This window comes from Azorhizobium doebereinerae UFLA1-100, assembly GCF_000473085.1.
GTDB classification, from domain to species: Bacteria; Pseudomonadota; Alphaproteobacteria; order Rhizobiales; family Xanthobacteraceae; genus Azorhizobium; species Azorhizobium doebereinerae.
The window spans coordinates 470,424-487,004 of sequence record NZ_AXBA01000001.1 but is presented as its reverse complement, the minus strand read 5'-3'; the positions used below and the strand labels follow the sequence as shown (position 1 = coordinate 487,004).

Sequence of the window (16,581 nt, the reverse complement as noted above, 5' to 3'; positions counted from 1 at the left end):
AATGGTGGGGAGCCGAGGCCGGAGGATCAAGATGAAGCAGGGAATGCGCCCCGTGTCCGGCCTCGGCCTCGCGGTCTTGCTCTGGGGCCTCGTCATCGCGCCGGCGGTAGCGCGCGCGGCCGAGGGGGAGAATGCCGGCGCGCGTGCGGCCAGCACCAGCCTGCCGTTCACCGCCGCGCCCGTCGCCGCCTTCGACACGCCTTGGGCGATCGCCTTCCTGGACGGGGAGCAGATGCTCATCACCGAGAAGCCGGGCCGGATGTGGCTGGTCTCGGTGCGCGGGCAGAAGATCCCTGTGCAGAACGTGCCCCAGGTGGCCTATGGCGGCCAGAACGGCCTGCTGGACGTGGCTCAGTCCCCCGATTTCGCCGCCACCGGGCGGGTGTATTTCAGCTATGTGGAGCCCGGTGCAGGCGGCAGCGGACTTGCCCTGGCGCGGGCGCGGCTGGTGAAGGGCGAAGCCGCCGCGCGCCTGGATGACGTGGATGTGATCTGGCGGCAGCTGCCGAAGGGGCAGGGCAGCCAGCCCGGCGGCATCATCGCCTTCGCCCCCGACGGCCGCCACCTGTTCCTTACCTCCGGCGACCGGCGGCGGCCGGAGACGGCGCAGGACCCGGACATCGCGCTCGGCAAGGTGCTGCGGCTGAACCTCGACGGTTCGACGCCCGCCGACAATCCCATGGCCGGGCAGGGCGGCGTGCGTGCGCAGGTCTGGACGCTCGGCCACCGCAATCCCTACGGCCTTGCCTTCGCGCCCGACGGAAAGCTCTGGCTGCATGAGATGGGGCCGCGCGGCGGCGACGAGCTCAACCTCATCGAGCCCGGCAGGAATTACGGCTGGCCGCTGGTGTCGAACGGCGACAATTACGACGGCACGCCGATTCCCCGGCATGCCACCCGCCCCGATCTCCAGGCGCCCGCGCTCTACTGGACGCCCATCGTCGCGCCCGCAGGGCTGGCCTTCTATGACGGGCCGCTGTTTCCACAATGGCGCAACTCCGCGCTGATCGGCGGGCTGGCCTCGCGCGTGCTCATCCGGGTCACCTTCGATGCCGCCGGCGCACCGCACGAGAGCGACCGCTGGCAGATGGACAACCGCATCCGCGACGTGGCCGTGTCGCCCGACGGCGCGGTGTGGCTGATCGAGGACCGGAGCCCCGGCCGCCTGCTGCGGCTGACACCGCGCTGACGTTGCCCGGCGGGGGAGGGCTCTACCGGCCGTTCCTCAGTTCGCCTTCCACCAGCCGCTTCAGGTCCGCCATGCGCACCAGCTTGAACGGCCGGTACGGCGTCAGCCAGCGGTCCACCTCGCCCAGGGCCGCGGGCACCAGAGACCAGGACAATTGCCCGGCATGGGTCTTGTCGCGCAGCAGGCCGGCTTTCAGCAGCAGAACCAGATGCGGCTCGATCTCCGCCTCGCGCCGGCCGAGGCCACCGGCGATCTGCGCGAGCGTCCGGTCACCCTCTTTCAGCAGATCGAGAATCGCCCGCCGCACCGGGTGGGCGATGGCCTGAAACGTGCTGTGGTCGCCCGCCTCGTCTGTCGCATGCATCCGTCTTCGTCCGGCCGAGGGCATCGTCGCGCCCCGCCTTTCGTTATATCCATGCGAGCATAGCGCATGTCCAGCCTTTGCGGCGGCGCGCTCCGCGTCATCCTTCGAATCTCCACGCAGAGCAGCTTGCCCCGGCTTGTCCTGGCGGCATATTGACAAACTCGCGGCGCGGCTGTGTCATCGCTATATCCATTTGGACATTACGACTGGATCGCAGCCGTGAGCACAGCACCGGTTCTCCTCCGCCATTTCGCCGAACGCCAGGGCATGCTGCCCTCGGCGCAGAAGGGCCTCGCCGATGCTGGCGGCCTCGCTGCCGAGGGGCGGCGGGAGCGGATCTGGGAGCTGTCGTCCAACCTGCATTGCTCGGTCATCGGCACCTGCCTGTCCTCCGCCGAACTGCGCCAGTATTTCGCCAAGCTGAAGGACCCGCGCGCCAAGACCGCCTCGGAGCATGAGATTCATAGCCTCGCCGTGCATGGCGCGGGCCAGCGCGATCTGCCGGGCAAGCTGCTCAACAAGATGCTGGACCGGCGGCATGAGAGCAGCATCCGGCGCTTCTCCAAGGCCGCGACGCTGGACGAGGTGCGTGCGCTGTGGCGCGACTGCCTGGCGAAGGGCGACATTCCCGGGGCCTATTGGGCGGTCCTCACCCATCCCCTGACCGACCGGGCGCTGGTGCGGGAAGCGTTCGGCGAGGTGCACATGCTCTCCCACCTGGTGGGCATGTCGAACCGCGCCGACATCGCCCGGCTGCGTGAGCTGGAGCGCGATCTCGGGGCGCGGGACGAGAAGCTGACCCGCCAGGAAAGCCGCCTCCAGGAGATGGCGCAGGACCGCGCCGCCCTCCGGCGGGACGTGCAGCAGCTTCAGGCGGATCTGAAGCGCGCCCTGGCGCAGAACATCGTCCCCGCGCCGGTGCCGGACAACGTGCAGGCGTTGAACAAGCGGCTGGCGGACGAGCAGGCGCACGCCGCCGCGCTGGCGGAACGGCTGGCGGCGCGGGACGAGGCCCTGGCCGTCGGCGCTGGCCGTATCGTCGAGCTGGAGCGGCAGGTCGGCGCCCTGGAGCAGGAGGTCCGCGCCCTGGAAGCCGCGCTACCGGGAGCAGCGACCGCCATGCACGGCATGGAGCCCGACGCGGACGGGCCGAACCTCGAAGGCCGCCGCCTGCTCTATGTGGGCGGGCGGCCGAAGCAGGTGGAGCAGGTGCGGGCGCTGGTGGAGCGTCTCGGCGGGGTTCTGCTCGCCCATGACGGCGGCGTGGAGGAAACCACCGCCCTGCTGCCCGGCCTCGTCAGCCAGGCCGACCGCGCCTTCCTGCCGGTGGACTGTGTGAGTCATCTGGCGGCGTCCCAGGTGAAGCGGCTGTGCCGGGAGGCGGGCAAGCCGTTCCAGCCGCTGCGGACCGCAAGCCTCGCAAGCTTCGCGGCAGCGCTCGCCGGGCTCGCGCCGGGGCTGCCGCGGGCTGCCGAATGAGGCGCGCCGGGGCCGATCCCGCCACGCGTCCACTGCCATGGGCCTCAGGCCCGGAAAGCCGACCATGACAGCGTTTCGCATGGCCCAGGACGCAGACTGCGACATCGCCGCACTGGTCTATGGCACCGACCAGAGCCCCGATCGCCTGCTGGCGGCCTTCGCCGCCGACCTGCGGACGCGCGGGGTGAACGCGGTCGGCGTGTTGCAGAGCCGTGGCGGGGAAGGGGCGGCCGACGGGCTCGTCTTCGTGCCGGACGGCGCCACCCTCGCCATTCCCCGCTGCGGCACGCGGGACCATGACGCCTCGGCCGCATGGTCCAGTGCGCTGGTCCATGCGGAGGCATGGCTGCTTGAAGCCGAGCGGCAGAGGCCGGACCTGCTGGTCCTCAATCGCTATGGGGCCGCCGAACGCTCCGGCGGCGGCCTGCTGCGGGTGATCGCCGAGGCGGTGTCGCGGGATGTGCCGGTGCTGCTGCCCGTGCCGCAGGCGCGGTTCGCCGATTGGCTGCGGTTTTCGGAAGGCCTGTTCGTGAAGCTGGACTGCACGCGCGGCAGTCTGGAGGCATGGTGGGCCGGCGTCTCCCGCCCGGCCGGCGCTTTGCCCCAGCCGAGCTATTGCGAGCGCGTCAAATAGCGCCACGGCGCAGGTCCGCGCCCTCTCGCGCACACGGTGGCCGCGATTGCGGGCCGCTTCGCCCGTCGCTATGATGAAAAGTGCATATCGCTTTTCAGGACAGGCGCCATCGCCCGCCGCGTCGCGGGGGTGGCCGGTCCTCGACCCGGCACGTCAAGAATGAAACGATCACTGGGGATGTCGGCATTGCCGCCGGAGGCGGGCGGGGCGCAGCGCATCCGGCACCCGCGCTTGTCCTGTCCGGGCACAGCGGCCGGGGGGCGTCATGGCCTCGCTGAGCCTGCGCATCGACCTTGAGCCGGGCGGGCGGATCGGTCCCGGCAAGATCGAGCTTCTGGAAAAGATCGCCTCGCTCGGCTCCATCTCCGCCGCCGGGCGTGCCATGGGCATGTCCTACCGGCGGGCGTGGGAACTGGTGGAAGAGACCAACCAGATCTTCGGCAAGCCGGTGGCCATCCGCCAGATCGGCGGCAGGCACGGGGGCGGCGCGACGCTGACCCCGCTCGGCCTTGCCTTGATCTCGCGCTTCCGTGCCATCGAGCGCGCCGTGTCCGACGTGGCGCGGGAGCATATGGCGGCGTTGCAGGTGGAGGTGGAACGCCGGGAGGACGGGGCGGAGCCCGGCGTCTAGAGGGGCCGTCCGGTGTCGCCGGACGGGATGCCGGGCGCGGGCGGTGCTCGCGGCCTGGCAGGAAGGTGATGGCGCAGCGTGTCGCAGACCAAGATCGATGCCTTCCTGGCCCTCAAAAGCGACGGCCGGCTGCTGGCCGGGCGCGAGCGCATCCGCCTGCTGGAAGCGGTGGCCGAGCACGGCAGCATCACCAAGGCGGCCAAGGCCACCGGCTTCAGCTACAAGACCGCCTGGGAGGCGGTGGACGCCATCAACAACCTTCTGCCGACGCCCGCTTTCGTGACCCGCGCCGGCGGCCGCGCCGGCGGCAGCGCGGTCATCACCGATGAGGGGCGCCGGCTGATCGCCACCTTCCACCGCCTGGAGGGCCGGCTCGCCAAGATTTCCAGCCTGATCGCCGAGGACGGGCTCGACGGGCTGGGCGAAACCCTGCTGTGGACCGTGGGGGTGCGCATCTCCGCCCGCAACATGTTCCAGACCGAGATCGTCGACGTGCGCCGCTGGCCGGTGGATGTGGAAGTAACGCTCAAGGTCAGCGAGACGATCTCGCTGCTCGCCATCGTCACCAATTCCGCCGTCGAGGAACTGGATCTGCGGCCGGGCCGGCGCGTGCTGGCGCTGGTGAAGGCGTCCTTCGTCCACGTCGTCCCGCCGGATGGGGTTCCCGCCGATGCGCTCAACCGATTCGACGGCCTTGTCGTCTCGCGTACCGATGCGGAGGTGAACAGCGAGATCCAGCTGGATATCGGCGGCGGAAAGACCATTACCGCCGTGGTGCCGCGCCGCCGCGCCGAGGCAGCTGGCCTCGGTGAGGGCGACCGTGCCGTCGCCACCTTCGATCCCGACCATGTGATCCTCGCGGTGGATTGATCCCCGCCGCGGGCCGATCGCCCCCCACCGGCCACCGCCTGTCGGGTTCCGGACAGGGGCCGCGGACCCCGACAGCGTTATGTAGGCATCGGGCCATTCTCACGCCGCCGCTTGGCCCAAATGCCGCGGGATGGCGCTGAAATCAGTTGGCGCGAACATTGCTTTCCAACTCAAAATGTAATCGAATTACATAATGAGGGGATCATGGACGGCGCATCGCTTGCGGAAGCCTATCTCCGGGATCGCTCCCCGGTGGCGATCGTGCTGGGCACGAACGAGATCGCCTCGGCCATCGGGGTGCATCTGCACCGTGCCCGATACCGGGTCATCCTCTCCCATGACGCAGCCTTGCCGGTGATCCGGCGCAGCATGGCGTTCCACGACGCGCTGTGGGGCGATCCGGCGAGCGTGGACGGCGTGGCCGCCGAGCCGGTGGAGCGGGTCTGGGAGATCTTCTCCGTTCTCGCCGGCGGCGAGCGGCTGGCGATCACCCGCATGGGACTTGTTGACCTCATGGTCATCGCCCCGTTCGCGCTGCTGGTGGACGCGCGTCTCAACAAATATGCGGCGAAGGCGGACCTGCGCCATTTCGCTTCCGTCACCATCGGCATCGGGCCAGGCTTCGCGGTGGCGCGCAATTGCCACGTGGCCATCGAGACCCATCCGGAACGGGCCGGCGCGGTGCTGGAACGCGGCGAGACCGCCGCGCCCGACCGGGTCGCCCGCAAGCTCGGGACCAAGGGCGGCGAGCGGTTCGTCTATTCCGGCCTGTCGGGGCGGTGGCGCACGCCGCACGCCATCGGCACCCGCATCTTCCGCGACATGGTGGTCGGCTATCTCGACCGCAATCCGGTGGTCGCCCCGCTCGACGGCGTGCTGCGCGGCCTGGTGCGCGACGGCGTGGAGGTTCCCGAAGGCGTCAAGCTGCTGGAGATCGACCCCCGCAACCGCTGGCAGGCCTGCTGGACCGGCATGGACGAGCGCGGGCGGGCCATCGCCGCCGGCACCGTGCGCGCCGCCGCGCACCACCTCGCCACGGCCGATCAGGACCGCTGACCCTCATGTCTGCCGCCGCGCGGAGTTTCCCATGACCTTCCTGTCCCGCCGTTCCCTCCTGGCCGGCTCGGCGGCGGCTGCCGCCGCCGGCCTGATGCCACGGCGCCTGCCGGCGGCGCCGGCGCCGAAGCTCGAAATCCTCGGCGCGCCGAACGGCTCCACCATCGTGCTGGTGGAGTTCATCGAATCCGGCGGCCTCGCGGAGGCGGCCCCGGGCGCCACCTTCCGGCTGTGGCGCACCACGGACGATCTGCGCGCCGGCATCGTCTCCGGTCAGACCAAGCTGTTCTCCACCCCCTCCCACGTGCCGGCGAACCTCGCCGCCCGCGGCATGCCGCTCAAGATGCTCTGCATCCTGGGCATGGGGCACCTCTCGGTGGTGACGTCGGACGCCGGCATCCGCTCGTTCAAGGATCTGGCCGGCAAGCCGGTGCTGGGCTTCTTCCGGCACGACATGCCGGACCTGACCTTTCGGGCCATCGCCAAGATGGAGGGCATGGACCCGGACAAGGACATGACGCTCACCTATGTGCAGACGCCCATGGAAGCGGCGCAGATGCTCGCTGCCGGCAAGGCGACCACGGCCATCCTCTCCGAGCCTCCGGCCACGGCGGCGATCATGATGGCCATGCAGCAGGGCGTGACGCTGCGCCGGGCGTTCGACCTTTCGGAGGTGTGGGGCCAGCACAAGCCGAAGGCGCGCATTCCCATGGCCGGCATTGCCCTGCACGCCAGCCTGCTCGACACCTCTCCGGAGGTCGTCGATGCCTTGCGGCGCGGCCTCGTTCCGGCGAAGGACCGCGTCTTCGCCGACCCGGCGGCGGCGGCCAAGCTCGCCGCCCGCACCATGGAGATGCGCCCGCAGGTGTTCGAGAAGGCGCTGCCGCGCTTCAGCATCGACGTGGTGTCGGCCAAGGCCGCCAAGGCGGAACTGGTGGACTTCTATTCCACCCTGCTGGCGCTGGAGCCGGAGGCCGTCGGCGGGCGCCTGCCGCCCGACGATTTCTATCTGGATCTGTGAGCGTGCGCCGTTTCCTGCCTGGAGCGGACACGGCGTGGGGGGCGGCGGGGCTGGCGCTGCTGGCTCTCGGATGGACGCTGGTGAACTGGCGCTCAGGCCCCTTTGTGCTGCCCTCTCTGGTCGAGACCGGCGCCGCGTTGTTGCGGCTCATCGCCGATGGCAGCGCCGTGCGGGCCTCGGGCGCGACGCTGCTGCATGCGGTCGGGGGGGCGGCGCTGGGGGGCGGCATCGGCCTGCTGCTAGGGTTGGCCGGGGGCCTGTGGCGTGCGGTCGGCGCGGCCCTGGCGCCCAGCGCAACCGCCATACTGGGCGTGCCGCCCATTGCCTGGATCGTGCTCGCCTTCCTGTGGTTCGGCGTCGGCGTCACGGCGCTGCTGTTCACTGTGACCATCGCCACCCTGCCCATCATCTTCGCCGCCACGTTGCAGGGCATGCGGGCCCGTGATCCGGCGCTGGTGGAGATGGCGCGGGTGTTCCGCCTGCCGCGCCGGACGCGACTGATTCGCATCATCCTGCCGGAGCTGGCGGTGCATATCGCGCCGGCTCTGTCCACCGCCTTCGCCATCGCCTGGAAGGTGGCGCTCACCGCCGAGGTGCTGGGCGACGGCAGCGGCATCGGGGGCGGGTTCGCAACCGCGCGGGCCCATCTGGACCTGCCGGAGGCCATGGCCTGGATCGTGCTCGTGGTGATCCTGCTGCTCATCACCGACGCCGCCCTGCTGGGGCCGCTGCGCCGCTGGATCTCCGGCCAGACGGATGTATCCGCGCCCGTCGCCGCGCCGCCCTGCGCCGGCGCCAGCCTGCTGCGTGAGGGGGAGCGCTGATGCTCGCCTTCGAGAGGGTGTCCTGGAGCGTCGGCGGGCAGCCGGTGCTGGGCGGTGTCGATCTCTGCATCGGGCGCGGCGAACTGGTGGTACTGATCGGCGCCTCCGGCGTCGGCAAGTCGAGCGTGCTCCGGCTTGCCGCCGGCCTGCTGGAACCGACCGGCGGTCACGTGGCGCGGCGCGCGAGGCGCTGCGCCATGGTGTTCCAGGATCCGCGGCTGCTGCCCTGGGAGAGCGCCCTCGACAACGTGGGGCTGCCGCTGGAAGCGCACGGCGTGGTGCGCGCGGACGCGCGCGTGCGGGCCGGGCGATGGCTCGCCCGCCTCGGCTTCCGCGCCGAGGACCTGGCGAAGCGTCCCGGCCAGCTTTCGGGCGGCATGAAGGCGCGCGTCGCCGTCGCCCGCGCCTTCGTCGTCGAGCCTGATCTCGTGCTGCTGGACGAGCCGTTCGCCGCGCTCGACCTTGGCCTGCGCCGCGACATGCAGGCGCTGACCCGCAGCCTCGTAGTGGAGACCGGCGTCGCCGCCCTGTTCGTGACCCATGACCTGACCGAGGCGGTGCGGCTCGCCGACCGCATCCTGGTGCTGGCGGGCCGCCCGGCCCGCATCACGGCGGCCATCGGCCAGCGCCCGGTGGCGGCGTGGGCGGACATCTGGCAGGCGGCGGCCGCCTTCGCCCGCCGCCCCGACATCGCCCCCGTCCTGGCGGGGCTTACGGAACTGTCCCCGCATGCGGGGTGAGGAGAGACTGATGCCGTCTGCCCGTTCAATGATCCGCGCCGCCTGCGCGGTCGCCCTGCTGGCCGCCCCGGTGGCGGCGCGCGCGGAGGAGGTCGCGCTCTATGCGGCGGGCAGCCTGTCCGGCGCGCTCGGCGAGGTGGCCACCGCCTACACCAAGGCCACCGGCACCGAGGTGCGCGGGACCTTCGGCCCGTCCGGTCTGCTGCGCGAGCGGCTGGAGAAGGGCGAGCCGGGGCAGGTGTTCGCCTCCGCCGACATGGGCCACCCGCGCAAGCTGGTCGCGGAGGGGGCGGCCCCCGTCGTGGTGCGCTTCACCGGCAATCGCCTCTGCGCCATCGCCAAGCCGGCGCTGGGGCTGACACCGGGCAACGTGCTCGACAAGGCGCTCGATCCCGCCGTGCGGCTCGGCACCTCGACGCCGAAGTCCGATCCCTCGGGCGACTATACCTGGGCCATGTTCGACAAGGCGGACGCGCTACGCCCCGGCGCCGGGGCGGCGCTGAAGGAGAAGGCGCTGCAACTGGTCGGCGGGCCGAATTCCGAGGTGGTGCCGGCGGGCAAGAGCGCGGTGCCCTACATGATCGAGACCGGCAAGGCCGACCTGTTCATCGCCTATTGCACCACGGCCAGGGCGGCTTCCGACGGCGCGCCTTTGACCGTGGTGGACCTGCCCGCGCCGCTCGCCACCACGGCGGACTATGGGCTGGTGGTGATGAAGGGCGCGCCGCCGGCGGCGGCGGACTTCGCGCTCTTCATCGTGTCCGAGCCGGGCCAGGCGATCCTGGCGAAGTGGGGCTTCGCCTCCCTCGCGCAGCCCTGATCGTCAGGGCAGGGTGACGATCTCCACCCAGTTGGGGTTCTTGCCCAGCGGCTGGCGACCGAGCGGCGCCAGCGCGCCGCTCTCGGGATTGATCGCGTAGATCGTGGCCGAGCCGGACTTCTGGCCGGCGGCGATCAGGTAGCGGCCCAGGGGGTCGATGGCGAAGCCGCGCGGCTGGGTCTCGGTGGCGAAATTGCCGGCCGGCGTCAGCGCGCCGGTCTGCGCGTCCACGCGATAGGCAGCGATGGTGTTGGAGGTGCGCTCGGTGGCATAGAGCAGGCCGCCGTCCGGCGTGAGGTGGATGTCGGCGGTGGCGGGCGCCCCGCCCTTGAAGTCCGGCGGAACGGCGCTGACGGTGCCGATGAGCGCCAGCGTGCCCGCCGCCGCGTCATAGCGATAGCTGTTCACCGTGCCATCCAGTTCGTTGGTGCCGTAGACGAAACGCCCGTCCGGGCTGAACACGAAATGGCGCGGCCCCGCGCCCTTGGCGGTCGCCACCGCGGGCGGCGTGCCAGGCGAAACCTGCCCGCTGGCCGGATCGAAGCGGAACTGGAGCATTACGTCGCTGCCGAGATTGCTCGCCAGCACGTGCGTGTTCGCAGGATCGACGCGGATCGCGTGGGCATTCTTGCCGGTGGGCACCACCTGCACCGGCGTCTCGCCGGCGAGGCCGTCCGGCCCGATGGGGTTGATGGCGATCTTGTCGCCCGTATAGGAGGCGCTCAGCAGGAAGCGGCCCGTGGCGTCGGTGGAGAGATAGGCCATGTTGTCCGGCAGCTTCACGGTGCTCTGCTCGGTGAGCGTGCCCGTCGCCGGATCGACGGCGAAGGTGCTGACCGAATAGGGCTCCGAGCGCAGCGAGGCGTAGAGATGCCGGCGGTCGGGCGAGAGCGCCAGCGGCATGACCGCGCCCTTGGTGGGCGTGGTGGCCACCGGCGTCAGCGCGCCGGTGCGCTCATCCAGCGACAGCACCGAAATCTCGCGGCTGTCCGCATTGGAGACATAGACGAAGGTTCCGGCCACCGCGCCGCTCATATTGCCCCACACGGCGCCTGCCACGGCAACGCCGGCCATCGCGATCCTGAGTGTCATGCTGCTTCCCTCCCATGCTGGACGCAAGGCGTGCGCCCGCGCTTCGCGGGGCGGCCGTCGCGCCGCTCCGCGGTCCCGCGCTCCGGCGGGTTTTCAGATGCCGTGAAGGCCCGCGTCGCGGGCCGGAATCAGGTGATGGGCGCCGGGTTGAACAGCGTCAGCGCGTTGAACAGGCCCCAGCGGTCGGACCATGGCTTCACCCGGCCGCTCGCCACGTCGAGCATGAGGCGGAACAGGTCCCAGCCCACCTCCTCGATGGAGGCCTGCCCGGTGGCGATGCGCCCTGCGTCAAGGTCGATCAGGTCGTGCTAGCGCTGCGCCAGGTCGGTGCGGGTGGACACCTTGATGACTGGGGCCGCCGCCAGGCCGTAGGGCGTGCCGCGGCCGGTGGTGAACACCTGGAGCGTCATGCCGGAGGCCAGCTGGAGCGTGCCGCAGACGAAGTCGCTGGCCGGGGTGGCGGCGAAGATCAGTCCCTTCTCCTTCACCCGCTCACCGGGCGCGAGCACGCCGGCGATGGCGCTGGTGCCGGACTTCGCCACCGAGCCCAGCGCCTTCTCCACCACGTTGGCGAGGCCGCCCTTCTTGTTGCCGGGGGAGGGATTGGCGCTGCGGTCGGCGCCGCCCTGCGCCAGATAATCGTCGTACCAGGCCATCTCGCGGATCAGCGCGTCGGCTACCTCCGGCGTCGCGGCGCGGGGAGTGAGCAGGTGAATGGCGTCGCGCACCTCGGTGACTTCCGAGAACATGACGGTGGCGCCGGCCCGCACCAGCAGATCCGCGGCAAAGCCCAGCGCCGGATTGGCGGTGACGCCGGAGAAGGCGTCCGAGCCGCCGCATTGCAGGCCCACCACCAGCTCGGAGGCGGGCACGCTCTCGCGGGTGCGGGCGTTCAGCACCTTCAGCCGCGCGTCGGCCATCTCCAGGATGGCGCCGATCATCGCCTCGAAGCCGTGGAAGGCCTCGTCCTGGAGGCGGACGATGCCCTCCTTGCCCTCGGGCAGCAGGCGCTCGGGCTGGAGCTTCTCGCAGCCGAGGCTGACGATCATCACCTCGCCGCCGAAATTGGGATGCCGGGCAAGGCTCTGGAGGGTGCGGATCGGCACCACCGCCTGCGGGGCGCCGATGGCGACGCCGCAGCCATAGGCATGGGTGACGGCTACCACGTCGTCCACATTGGGATAGCGCGGCAGCAGTTCGTCCTTGATGCGCTTGATGGCGAAGTCGAGCGTTCCGGCGACGCACTGGACGCTGGTGGAGATGGCGAGGATGTTCTTGGTGCCCACCGAGCCGTCCGGATTGCGGAAGCCCTCGAACGTATAGCCCTCCAGCGGCGGCAGAGGTGCGGGCACGCGGGTGGACCGCTCGACGGAGGCAAGGTCCGGCGGCACCGGCATGGCGACGCGGGACTCTTCCACCCACGCGCCGCGCTTGATATCGCCGATAGCCCGGCCGATCACCTCGCCATAGCGCAGGATGGGCGCGCCGTCCGGAATGTCGGCCAGCGCCACCTTGTGGCCCTGCGGCACGAAGTCGATGACAATCGTGCCGTCGGCGAGCGTCATGCCCGCCTTGAGGCCGAAGGTGTTGACCGCGATGGCGACGTTGTCGGTCTCGTGGACCTTGATGGTGCGCGGCGCCTCGACCCCGCCGGCGGCCTGGTACGTCATCCTCATATCCTCCCTGATGCGCGCGTTTGTTCTTTGCTTTTGGCGCGCAGCCGGCTCAGCCGGCGTTGGTATAGGCCGTCTTCACGATGGTGTAGAACTCCGCCGCATAGCGTCCCTGCTCGCGGGCGCCGTAGCTTGAGCCCTTCCGGCCGCCGAACGGCACATGATAGTCCACGCCGGCTGTGGGCGTGTTCACCATCACCATGCCGGCCTCGCTGTTGCGCTTGAAGTGGCTCGCATGCTTGAGGCTGGTGGTGACGATGCCCGACGACAGGCCGAAGGGCGTGTCGTTCGCGACCTCCAGTGCCTCGTCGTAATCCTTCACGCGGATGGTGGCGGCCACCGGGCCGAAGATCTCCTCGCGGGCGATCCGCATGCTGTTCGTGGCCTCGGTGAACAAAGCGGGCTGGAGATAGAAGCCCTGCGTCGCCCGGTTCAGCCGTTCGCCGCCCCAGTGCAGCCTGGCGCCTTCGGCGCGGCCGATTTCGATATAATTGAGATCCTGCTCAAGCTGCTTCTCGTCCACCACCGGCCCGATCTGGGTGGCGGGGTCGAGGGCATTGTCCACCTTCAACGCCTTCAGCCGCTCGGTGACGGCGTCCACGAAGGCATCGTGGATGCGGTCCTCGACGATGAAGCGGGAGGAGGCGGTGCAGCGCTGGCCGGTGGAATAGAAGGCGCCGTTGACGGCGCATTCGGCCGCCACGGCCAGGTCCGCGTCGTTGAGCACGACCAGCGGGTTCTTGCCGCCCATCTCCAGCTGGAACTTCTTCATCGGGTCGGAGGCGATGCAGGCCTGCGCCACCTTGCGGCCGGTGTCCACCGAGCCGGTGAAGGTGATGGCGTTGACCGCCGGGCTCTCCAGGAAGGCCTGCCCGACCACCGAGCCGCGCCCCATGACGAGGTTGAACACACCTGCCGGCAACCCGGCGCGGGCGATGATTTCGGACAGGGCATGGGCCGAGCCCGGTACCAGGTCCGCCGGCTTGAACACCACCGTGTTGCCATAGGCGAGCGCCGGGGCGATCTTCCAGGCGGGAATGGCGATGGGGAAGTTCCACGGCGCGATGATGCCCACCACGCCCATCGGCTCGCGGGTGATCTCGACGTCAAGGCCGGGGCGGACGGAGGCCAGCTTCTCGCCGGCAAGGCGCAAGGTCTCGGCGGCGAAGAACAGGAAGATCTGCCCCGCGCGCGCCGCTTCGCCCATGCCTTCGGGCAGGGTCTTGCCTTCCTCGCGGGAGAGCAGGCGGCCCAGTTCCTCGCGGCGCGCGAGGATTTCGTCGCCGATCCGCTTCAGCGCGTCATGGCGCTCCTGCGGGGTCGAGCGCGCCCAGCGCGGCGCGGCGGCCTGCGCCGCGGCGATGGCCCGCTCGGCGTCCGCCCGCGAGCCCTGGGCATAGGCGCCCACCACGTCGCTGGTGTCGGAGGGATTGATGTTCTTCGTCACCGAAGCGCCATCGACCCACTCGCCGGCAATGAAATTGAACGCCACGTCACCCATGATCGCTTCCCGTCTCTCAAGTCCGAGGAGAACACGCCCCGCCGGCGTGGAACGCAGGCTGGCGGGACCGTGCTCCGTTGCCGGCGGCCGGCCTCACTCCGCGGCGGCGCGCGCGGTCAGCCCGCTGGCGGGCAGGGCGGCGACGAGGGCGGTCAGCTCGGCCGTCTCCTGGGCCGTCAGGTCGGTGAGCGGCGGGCGCACCGCGCCGCTGTCGCGGCCGATGACCTTCATGCCCGCCTTGATGATGGAGACCGCGTAGCCCTTCTTGCGGTTGCGGATGGCGAGCAGGGGCAGAATGAAGTTCTTCAGGCCGGCGGCCACCGCTTCCCGGTCGCGCCGGCGCACGGCGGCGTAGAAGGAGGTGGAGAATTCCGGCACGAAGTTGAACACCGCCGACGAATAGGTGGTCACGCCCATCTCCAGATAGGGCAGGGCGAAAGTCTCAGCGGTGGGCAGGCCGCCCACATAGGTCAGCCGGTCGCCCAGCTTGGACTGGATGCGCACCATGAGCTCGATGTCGCCGATGCCGTCCTTGTAGCCGACGAGGTTCGGGCAGCGCTCGGCGAGGCGCGCGACGCTGTCCTCGGTGAGGATGGCGTTGTCGCGATTGTAGACGATGACGCCGAGCTTGGTCGCGGCGCACACCGCCTCCACATGGGCCATCAGACCTTCCTGCTCGGAATTGACCAGATAGGGCGGCAGCAGCAGCACGCCGTCGGCGCCCGCGCGCTCGGCGGCGGCGGCGAGATCCTTGGCGATGGCGGTGCCGTAGCCGGCGCCGGCGAGGACCGGCACGCGGCCGCGGGTCTCGTTCACGGCGACCGTGACCACGCGCTCAACTTCGGCCGGCGTCAGCGAGAAGAACTCGCCGGTGCCGCCGGCGGCGAACAGGCCGGCGACGTCATAGCCGCACAGCCAGTCCATGTTGGCGCGATACTGCTCCTCGTTGAACGAGAGGTCGGCGTTGAACGGCGTGACCGGGAAGGAGAGCAGGCCGGAACCGAGGGTCTGCGCCATCTCACGCGGGGTCATCTTGCTCATCTCAAGTCCTTAAGCCTTGGGCGCCGCCTCGGGGCGCGGATCGGTTCACTGTGGTACTGCTGGATCGATGCAATTTCAGATCAAACCCGGCATTGATTGATGCGTTTTCGGGATTGGTTGCCCGCGTCCCGGGGGGCCGGGCGCGGGCTGCGCCTCAGGCGGTCTTCAGTTCTACCCGCTTGATCTCGCCGACCATCACCAGATAGGCGGCCAGGGCGACGAAGCCGTTGAGGCCGACGAACAGCAGCGCGCCGTTGAACGAGCCGGTGCCCTGCACGATGTAGCCGATGATGATGGGCGTGGTGATGCCGGCCATGTTGCCGAAGGTGTTGAACAGGCCGCCGGAGAGGCCGCCGATCTGCTTCGGCGAGGTGTCGGAGACCACCGCCCAGCCGAGCGAGCCGATGCCCTTGCCGAAGAAGGCGAGCGCCATCAGCCCGACCACGAAGGCTTCGGTCTGCACGTAGTTGCAGCCGATGATCGACATGGAGAGCAGCATGCCGCCGATGATCGGGACCTTGCGGGCCAGCGTTAGCGAGCCGGTGCGGCGCAGGATGGCATCGGAGATCACCCCGCCCAGCACGCCGCCGATGAAGCCGCACAGCGCCGGCAGCGAGGCCACCATGCCCGCCTTCAGGATGGTCATGCCGCGATCCTTCACCAGGTAGATGGGGAACCAGGTGAGGAAGAAGTAAGTGATGACGTTGATGCAGTATTGCGCCAGATAAATGCCGAGCATCATGCGGTTGGCGAGCAATTGGCGCACGTAGCCCCAGACGGGAGCCGCTTCGCCGGTCTTGGCTGCCGCGCCCATCTCCATCAGCGCGCCGCCCTCGCGGATGTGGTCGAGTTCCGCCGCATTGGCGCCGGGATGTTCGTTGGGGCCGTAGATGACTTTGCTCCAGACGGCCACGGCGACGATGCCGATGACGCCCATGGCCATGAAGGCGTAGCGCCAGCCAAATTCCTGGGTGACCCAGGCGGTCAGCGGGGCGAACAGCACGGGCGCGAAATACTGCGCCGAGTTGAAGATGGCCGAGGCCTTGCCGCGCTCGGCGGTGGGGAACCAGGCGGCGACGATACGCGCATTGCCGGGGAAGGACGGGGCTTCCGCTATGCCGACCGCGAAGCGGAAGGCGAACAGGGCGATGATGGCGCTGCCGGCGCCGAAGAAGCCGACCCAGCCCTGCATGAAGGTGAACAGAGACCAGAAGAAGATGCTGCCGGCATAGACCCATTTGGTGCCGTAGCGGTCCAGCAGCCAGCCGCCGGGGATCTGCGCAGCCACATAGGACCAGCTGAAGGCGGAGAGGATATAGCCCATCGACACCGGGTCGATGGCATATTCCTTGGCTAGCGGCGCGCCGGCGATGGAGATGATGGCGCGGTCGGCGTAATTAAGGACCGTCACGGCAAAGATGACGAATACGATCCAATAGCGCGCGCGGCTGCGCGCCTGCGCGGCGTAAGCTGTCGAGATGGCCACGGCCTGTCTCCCTGTTGGGTTTCCTCCCGACCCGTGGACCGGGCCGGATTGTTCTTGGCGAGACGAGAGACGGCGTTCGAGCGCTGGCGGCGCGCCGTCCCTTCGTATTGAGGCTGTCCGGCGGGACCTGCCGGTTCAATGCTGTGTCACGGGCCGGAGG

15 protein-coding genes and 1 pseudogene are annotated in these 16,581 nt (G+C 70.0%); 10 read left to right on the top strand and 6 right to left on the bottom strand.

The window, feature by feature from the left end; all coding sequences use genetic code 11:
* Positions 1 to 31 precede the first annotated feature (31 nt).
* The gene (locus YU1_RS0101970; RefSeq protein ID WP_156921903.1) at positions 32 to 1,189 is read left to right on the top strand and encodes a PQQ-dependent sugar dehydrogenase; all 1,158 of its coding nucleotides are present in this window, start codon (positions 32 to 34) and stop codon (positions 1,187 to 1,189) included.
* Between the two features lie 22 nt (positions 1,190 to 1,211).
* On the opposite strand, the gene YU1_RS0101965 is transcribed toward YU1_RS0101970, so the two are convergent.
* Positions 1,212 to 1,553: a helix-turn-helix domain-containing protein gene (locus YU1_RS0101965; protein ID WP_029002644.1), complete on the bottom strand. Its 342-nt coding sequence runs from the start codon at positions 1,551 to 1,553 to the stop codon at positions 1,212 to 1,214.
* Positions 1,554 to 1,772: 219 nt separating this feature from the next.
* On the opposite strand from YU1_RS0101965, the gene YU1_RS34675 reads away from it, so the two are divergent.
* From YU1_RS34675 to YU1_RS0101920, 9 genes are all read left to right on the top strand, one after another.
* Positions 1,773 to 3,032 carry a DUF2325 domain-containing protein gene (locus tag YU1_RS34675; RefSeq protein WP_156921902.1) on the top strand — a complete coding sequence of 420 codons (1,260 nt, stop codon included), beginning with the start codon at positions 1,773 to 1,775 and terminating at the stop codon, positions 3,030 to 3,032.
* A 64-nt stretch (positions 3,033 to 3,096) separates the two neighbouring features.
* Positions 3,097 to 3,666 (top strand): DUF2478 domain-containing protein, encoded by a 570-nt coding sequence (locus tag YU1_RS0101955; RefSeq protein ID WP_029002643.1) that lies wholly within the window; start codon positions 3,097 to 3,099, stop codon positions 3,664 to 3,666.
* A 265-nt stretch (positions 3,667 to 3,931) separates the two neighbouring features.
* The gene (locus YU1_RS0101950) at positions 3,932 to 4,297 is read left to right on the top strand and encodes a winged helix-turn-helix domain-containing protein (protein ID WP_029002642.1); all 366 of its coding nucleotides are present in this window, start codon (positions 3,932 to 3,934) and stop codon (positions 4,295 to 4,297) included.
* A 78-nt stretch (positions 4,298 to 4,375) separates the two neighbouring features.
* The gene (locus YU1_RS0101945; RefSeq protein ID WP_029002641.1) at positions 4,376 to 5,167 is read left to right on the top strand and encodes a TOBE domain-containing protein; all 792 of its coding nucleotides are present in this window, start codon (positions 4,376 to 4,378) and stop codon (positions 5,165 to 5,167) included.
* A 204-nt stretch (positions 5,168 to 5,371) separates the two neighbouring features.
* Positions 5,372 to 6,223 (top strand): hypothetical protein, encoded by an 852-nt coding sequence (locus YU1_RS27460; protein ID WP_051356362.1) that lies wholly within the window; start codon positions 5,372 to 5,374, stop codon positions 6,221 to 6,223.
* Between the two features lie 31 nt (positions 6,224 to 6,254).
* Positions 6,255 to 7,244 (top strand): ABC transporter substrate-binding protein, encoded by a 990-nt coding sequence (locus YU1_RS0101935; protein WP_029002640.1) that lies wholly within the window; start codon positions 6,255 to 6,257, stop codon positions 7,242 to 7,244.
* A gap of 2 nt (positions 7,245 to 7,246) precedes the next feature.
* Complete coding sequence (locus YU1_RS0101930) at positions 7,247 to 8,068, top strand: ABC transporter permease (RefSeq protein ID WP_029002639.1); 822 nt, start codon at positions 7,247 to 7,249, stop codon at positions 8,066 to 8,068.
* Positions 8,068 to 8,808, top strand: a complete 741-nt coding sequence (locus tag YU1_RS0101925; RefSeq protein ID WP_029002638.1) for an ABC transporter ATP-binding protein — start codon at positions 8,068 to 8,070, stop codon at positions 8,806 to 8,808. The genes YU1_RS0101930 and YU1_RS0101925 overlap by 1 nt, the downstream gene beginning before the upstream one ends.
* Positions 8,809 to 8,818: 10 nt before the next feature.
* Entirely contained in the window at positions 8,819 to 9,628 is an 810-nt protein-coding gene (locus tag YU1_RS0101920) for a molybdate ABC transporter substrate-binding protein (protein WP_198018794.1), read from the top strand.
* Between the two features lie 3 nt (positions 9,629 to 9,631).
* Here YU1_RS0101920 and YU1_RS0101915 read toward each other — a convergent pair whose 3' ends face one another.
* The 5 genes and pseudogenes from YU1_RS0101915 to YU1_RS0101895 form a co-directional block, all read right to left on the bottom strand.
* Positions 9,632 to 10,720 carry a lactonase family protein gene (locus YU1_RS0101915; protein ID WP_245263201.1) on the bottom strand — a complete coding sequence of 363 codons (1,089 nt, stop codon included), beginning with the start codon at positions 10,718 to 10,720 and terminating at the stop codon, positions 9,632 to 9,634.
* Between the two features lie 128 nt (positions 10,721 to 10,848).
* Positions 10,849 to 12,390, bottom strand: a pseudogene (gene garD, locus YU1_RS27455) (galactarate dehydratase).
* A gap of 55 nt (positions 12,391 to 12,445) precedes the next feature.
* On the bottom strand, positions 12,446 to 13,894 hold the full coding sequence (locus tag YU1_RS0101905; RefSeq protein WP_029002635.1) for an aldehyde dehydrogenase family protein: 1,449 nt from the start codon (positions 13,892 to 13,894) through the stop codon (positions 12,446 to 12,448).
* 93 nt (positions 13,895 to 13,987) lie between these two features.
* Complete coding sequence (kdgD, locus tag YU1_RS0101900) at positions 13,988 to 14,935, bottom strand: 5-dehydro-4-deoxyglucarate dehydratase (RefSeq protein ID WP_029002634.1); 948 nt, start codon at positions 14,933 to 14,935, stop codon at positions 13,988 to 13,990.
* A 154-nt stretch (positions 14,936 to 15,089) separates the two neighbouring features.
* On the bottom strand, positions 15,090 to 16,421 hold the full coding sequence (locus YU1_RS0101895) for an MFS transporter (RefSeq protein ID WP_029002633.1): 1,332 nt from the start codon (positions 16,419 to 16,421) through the stop codon (positions 15,090 to 15,092).
* Positions 16,422 to 16,581: the final 160 nt, after the last annotated feature.

Bases quoted from the DNA above. Each gene is read 5' to 3' on its own strand.
- YU1_RS0101970 (WP_156921903.1), top strand. From the start codon at position 32: ATGAAGCAGGGAATGCGCCCCGTGTCCGGCCTCGGCCTCGCGGTCTTG.
- YU1_RS0101965 (WP_029002644.1), bottom strand. From the start codon at position 1,553: ATGCATGCGACAGACGAGGCGGGCGACCACAGCACGTTTCAGGCCATC.
- YU1_RS0101955 (WP_029002643.1), top strand. From the start codon at position 3,097: ATGACAGCGTTTCGCATGGCCCAGGACGCAGACTGCGACATCGCCGCA.
- YU1_RS0101950 (WP_029002642.1), top strand. From the start codon at position 3,932: ATGGCCTCGCTGAGCCTGCGCATCGACCTTGAGCCGGGCGGGCGGATC.
- YU1_RS27460 (WP_051356362.1), top strand. From the start codon at position 5,372: ATGGACGGCGCATCGCTTGCGGAAGCCTATCTCCGGGATCGCTCCCCG.
- YU1_RS0101935 (WP_029002640.1), top strand. From the start codon at position 6,255: ATGACCTTCCTGTCCCGCCGTTCCCTCCTGGCCGGCTCGGCGGCGGCT.
- YU1_RS0101925 (WP_029002638.1), top strand. From the start codon at position 8,068: ATGCTCGCCTTCGAGAGGGTGTCCTGGAGCGTCGGCGGGCAGCCGGTG.
- YU1_RS0101920 (WP_198018794.1), top strand. From the start codon at position 8,819: ATGCCGTCTGCCCGTTCAATGATCCGCGCCGCCTGCGCGGTCGCCCTG.
- YU1_RS0101915 (WP_245263201.1), bottom strand. From the start codon at position 10,720: ATGACACTCAGGATCGCGATGGCCGGCGTTGCCGTGGCAGGCGCCGTG.
- YU1_RS0101905 (WP_029002635.1), bottom strand. From the start codon at position 13,894: ATGGGTGACGTGGCGTTCAATTTCATTGCCGGCGAGTGGGTCGATGGC.
- kdgD (WP_029002634.1), bottom strand. From the start codon at position 14,935: ATGAGCAAGATGACCCCGCGTGAGATGGCGCAGACCCTCGGTTCCGGC.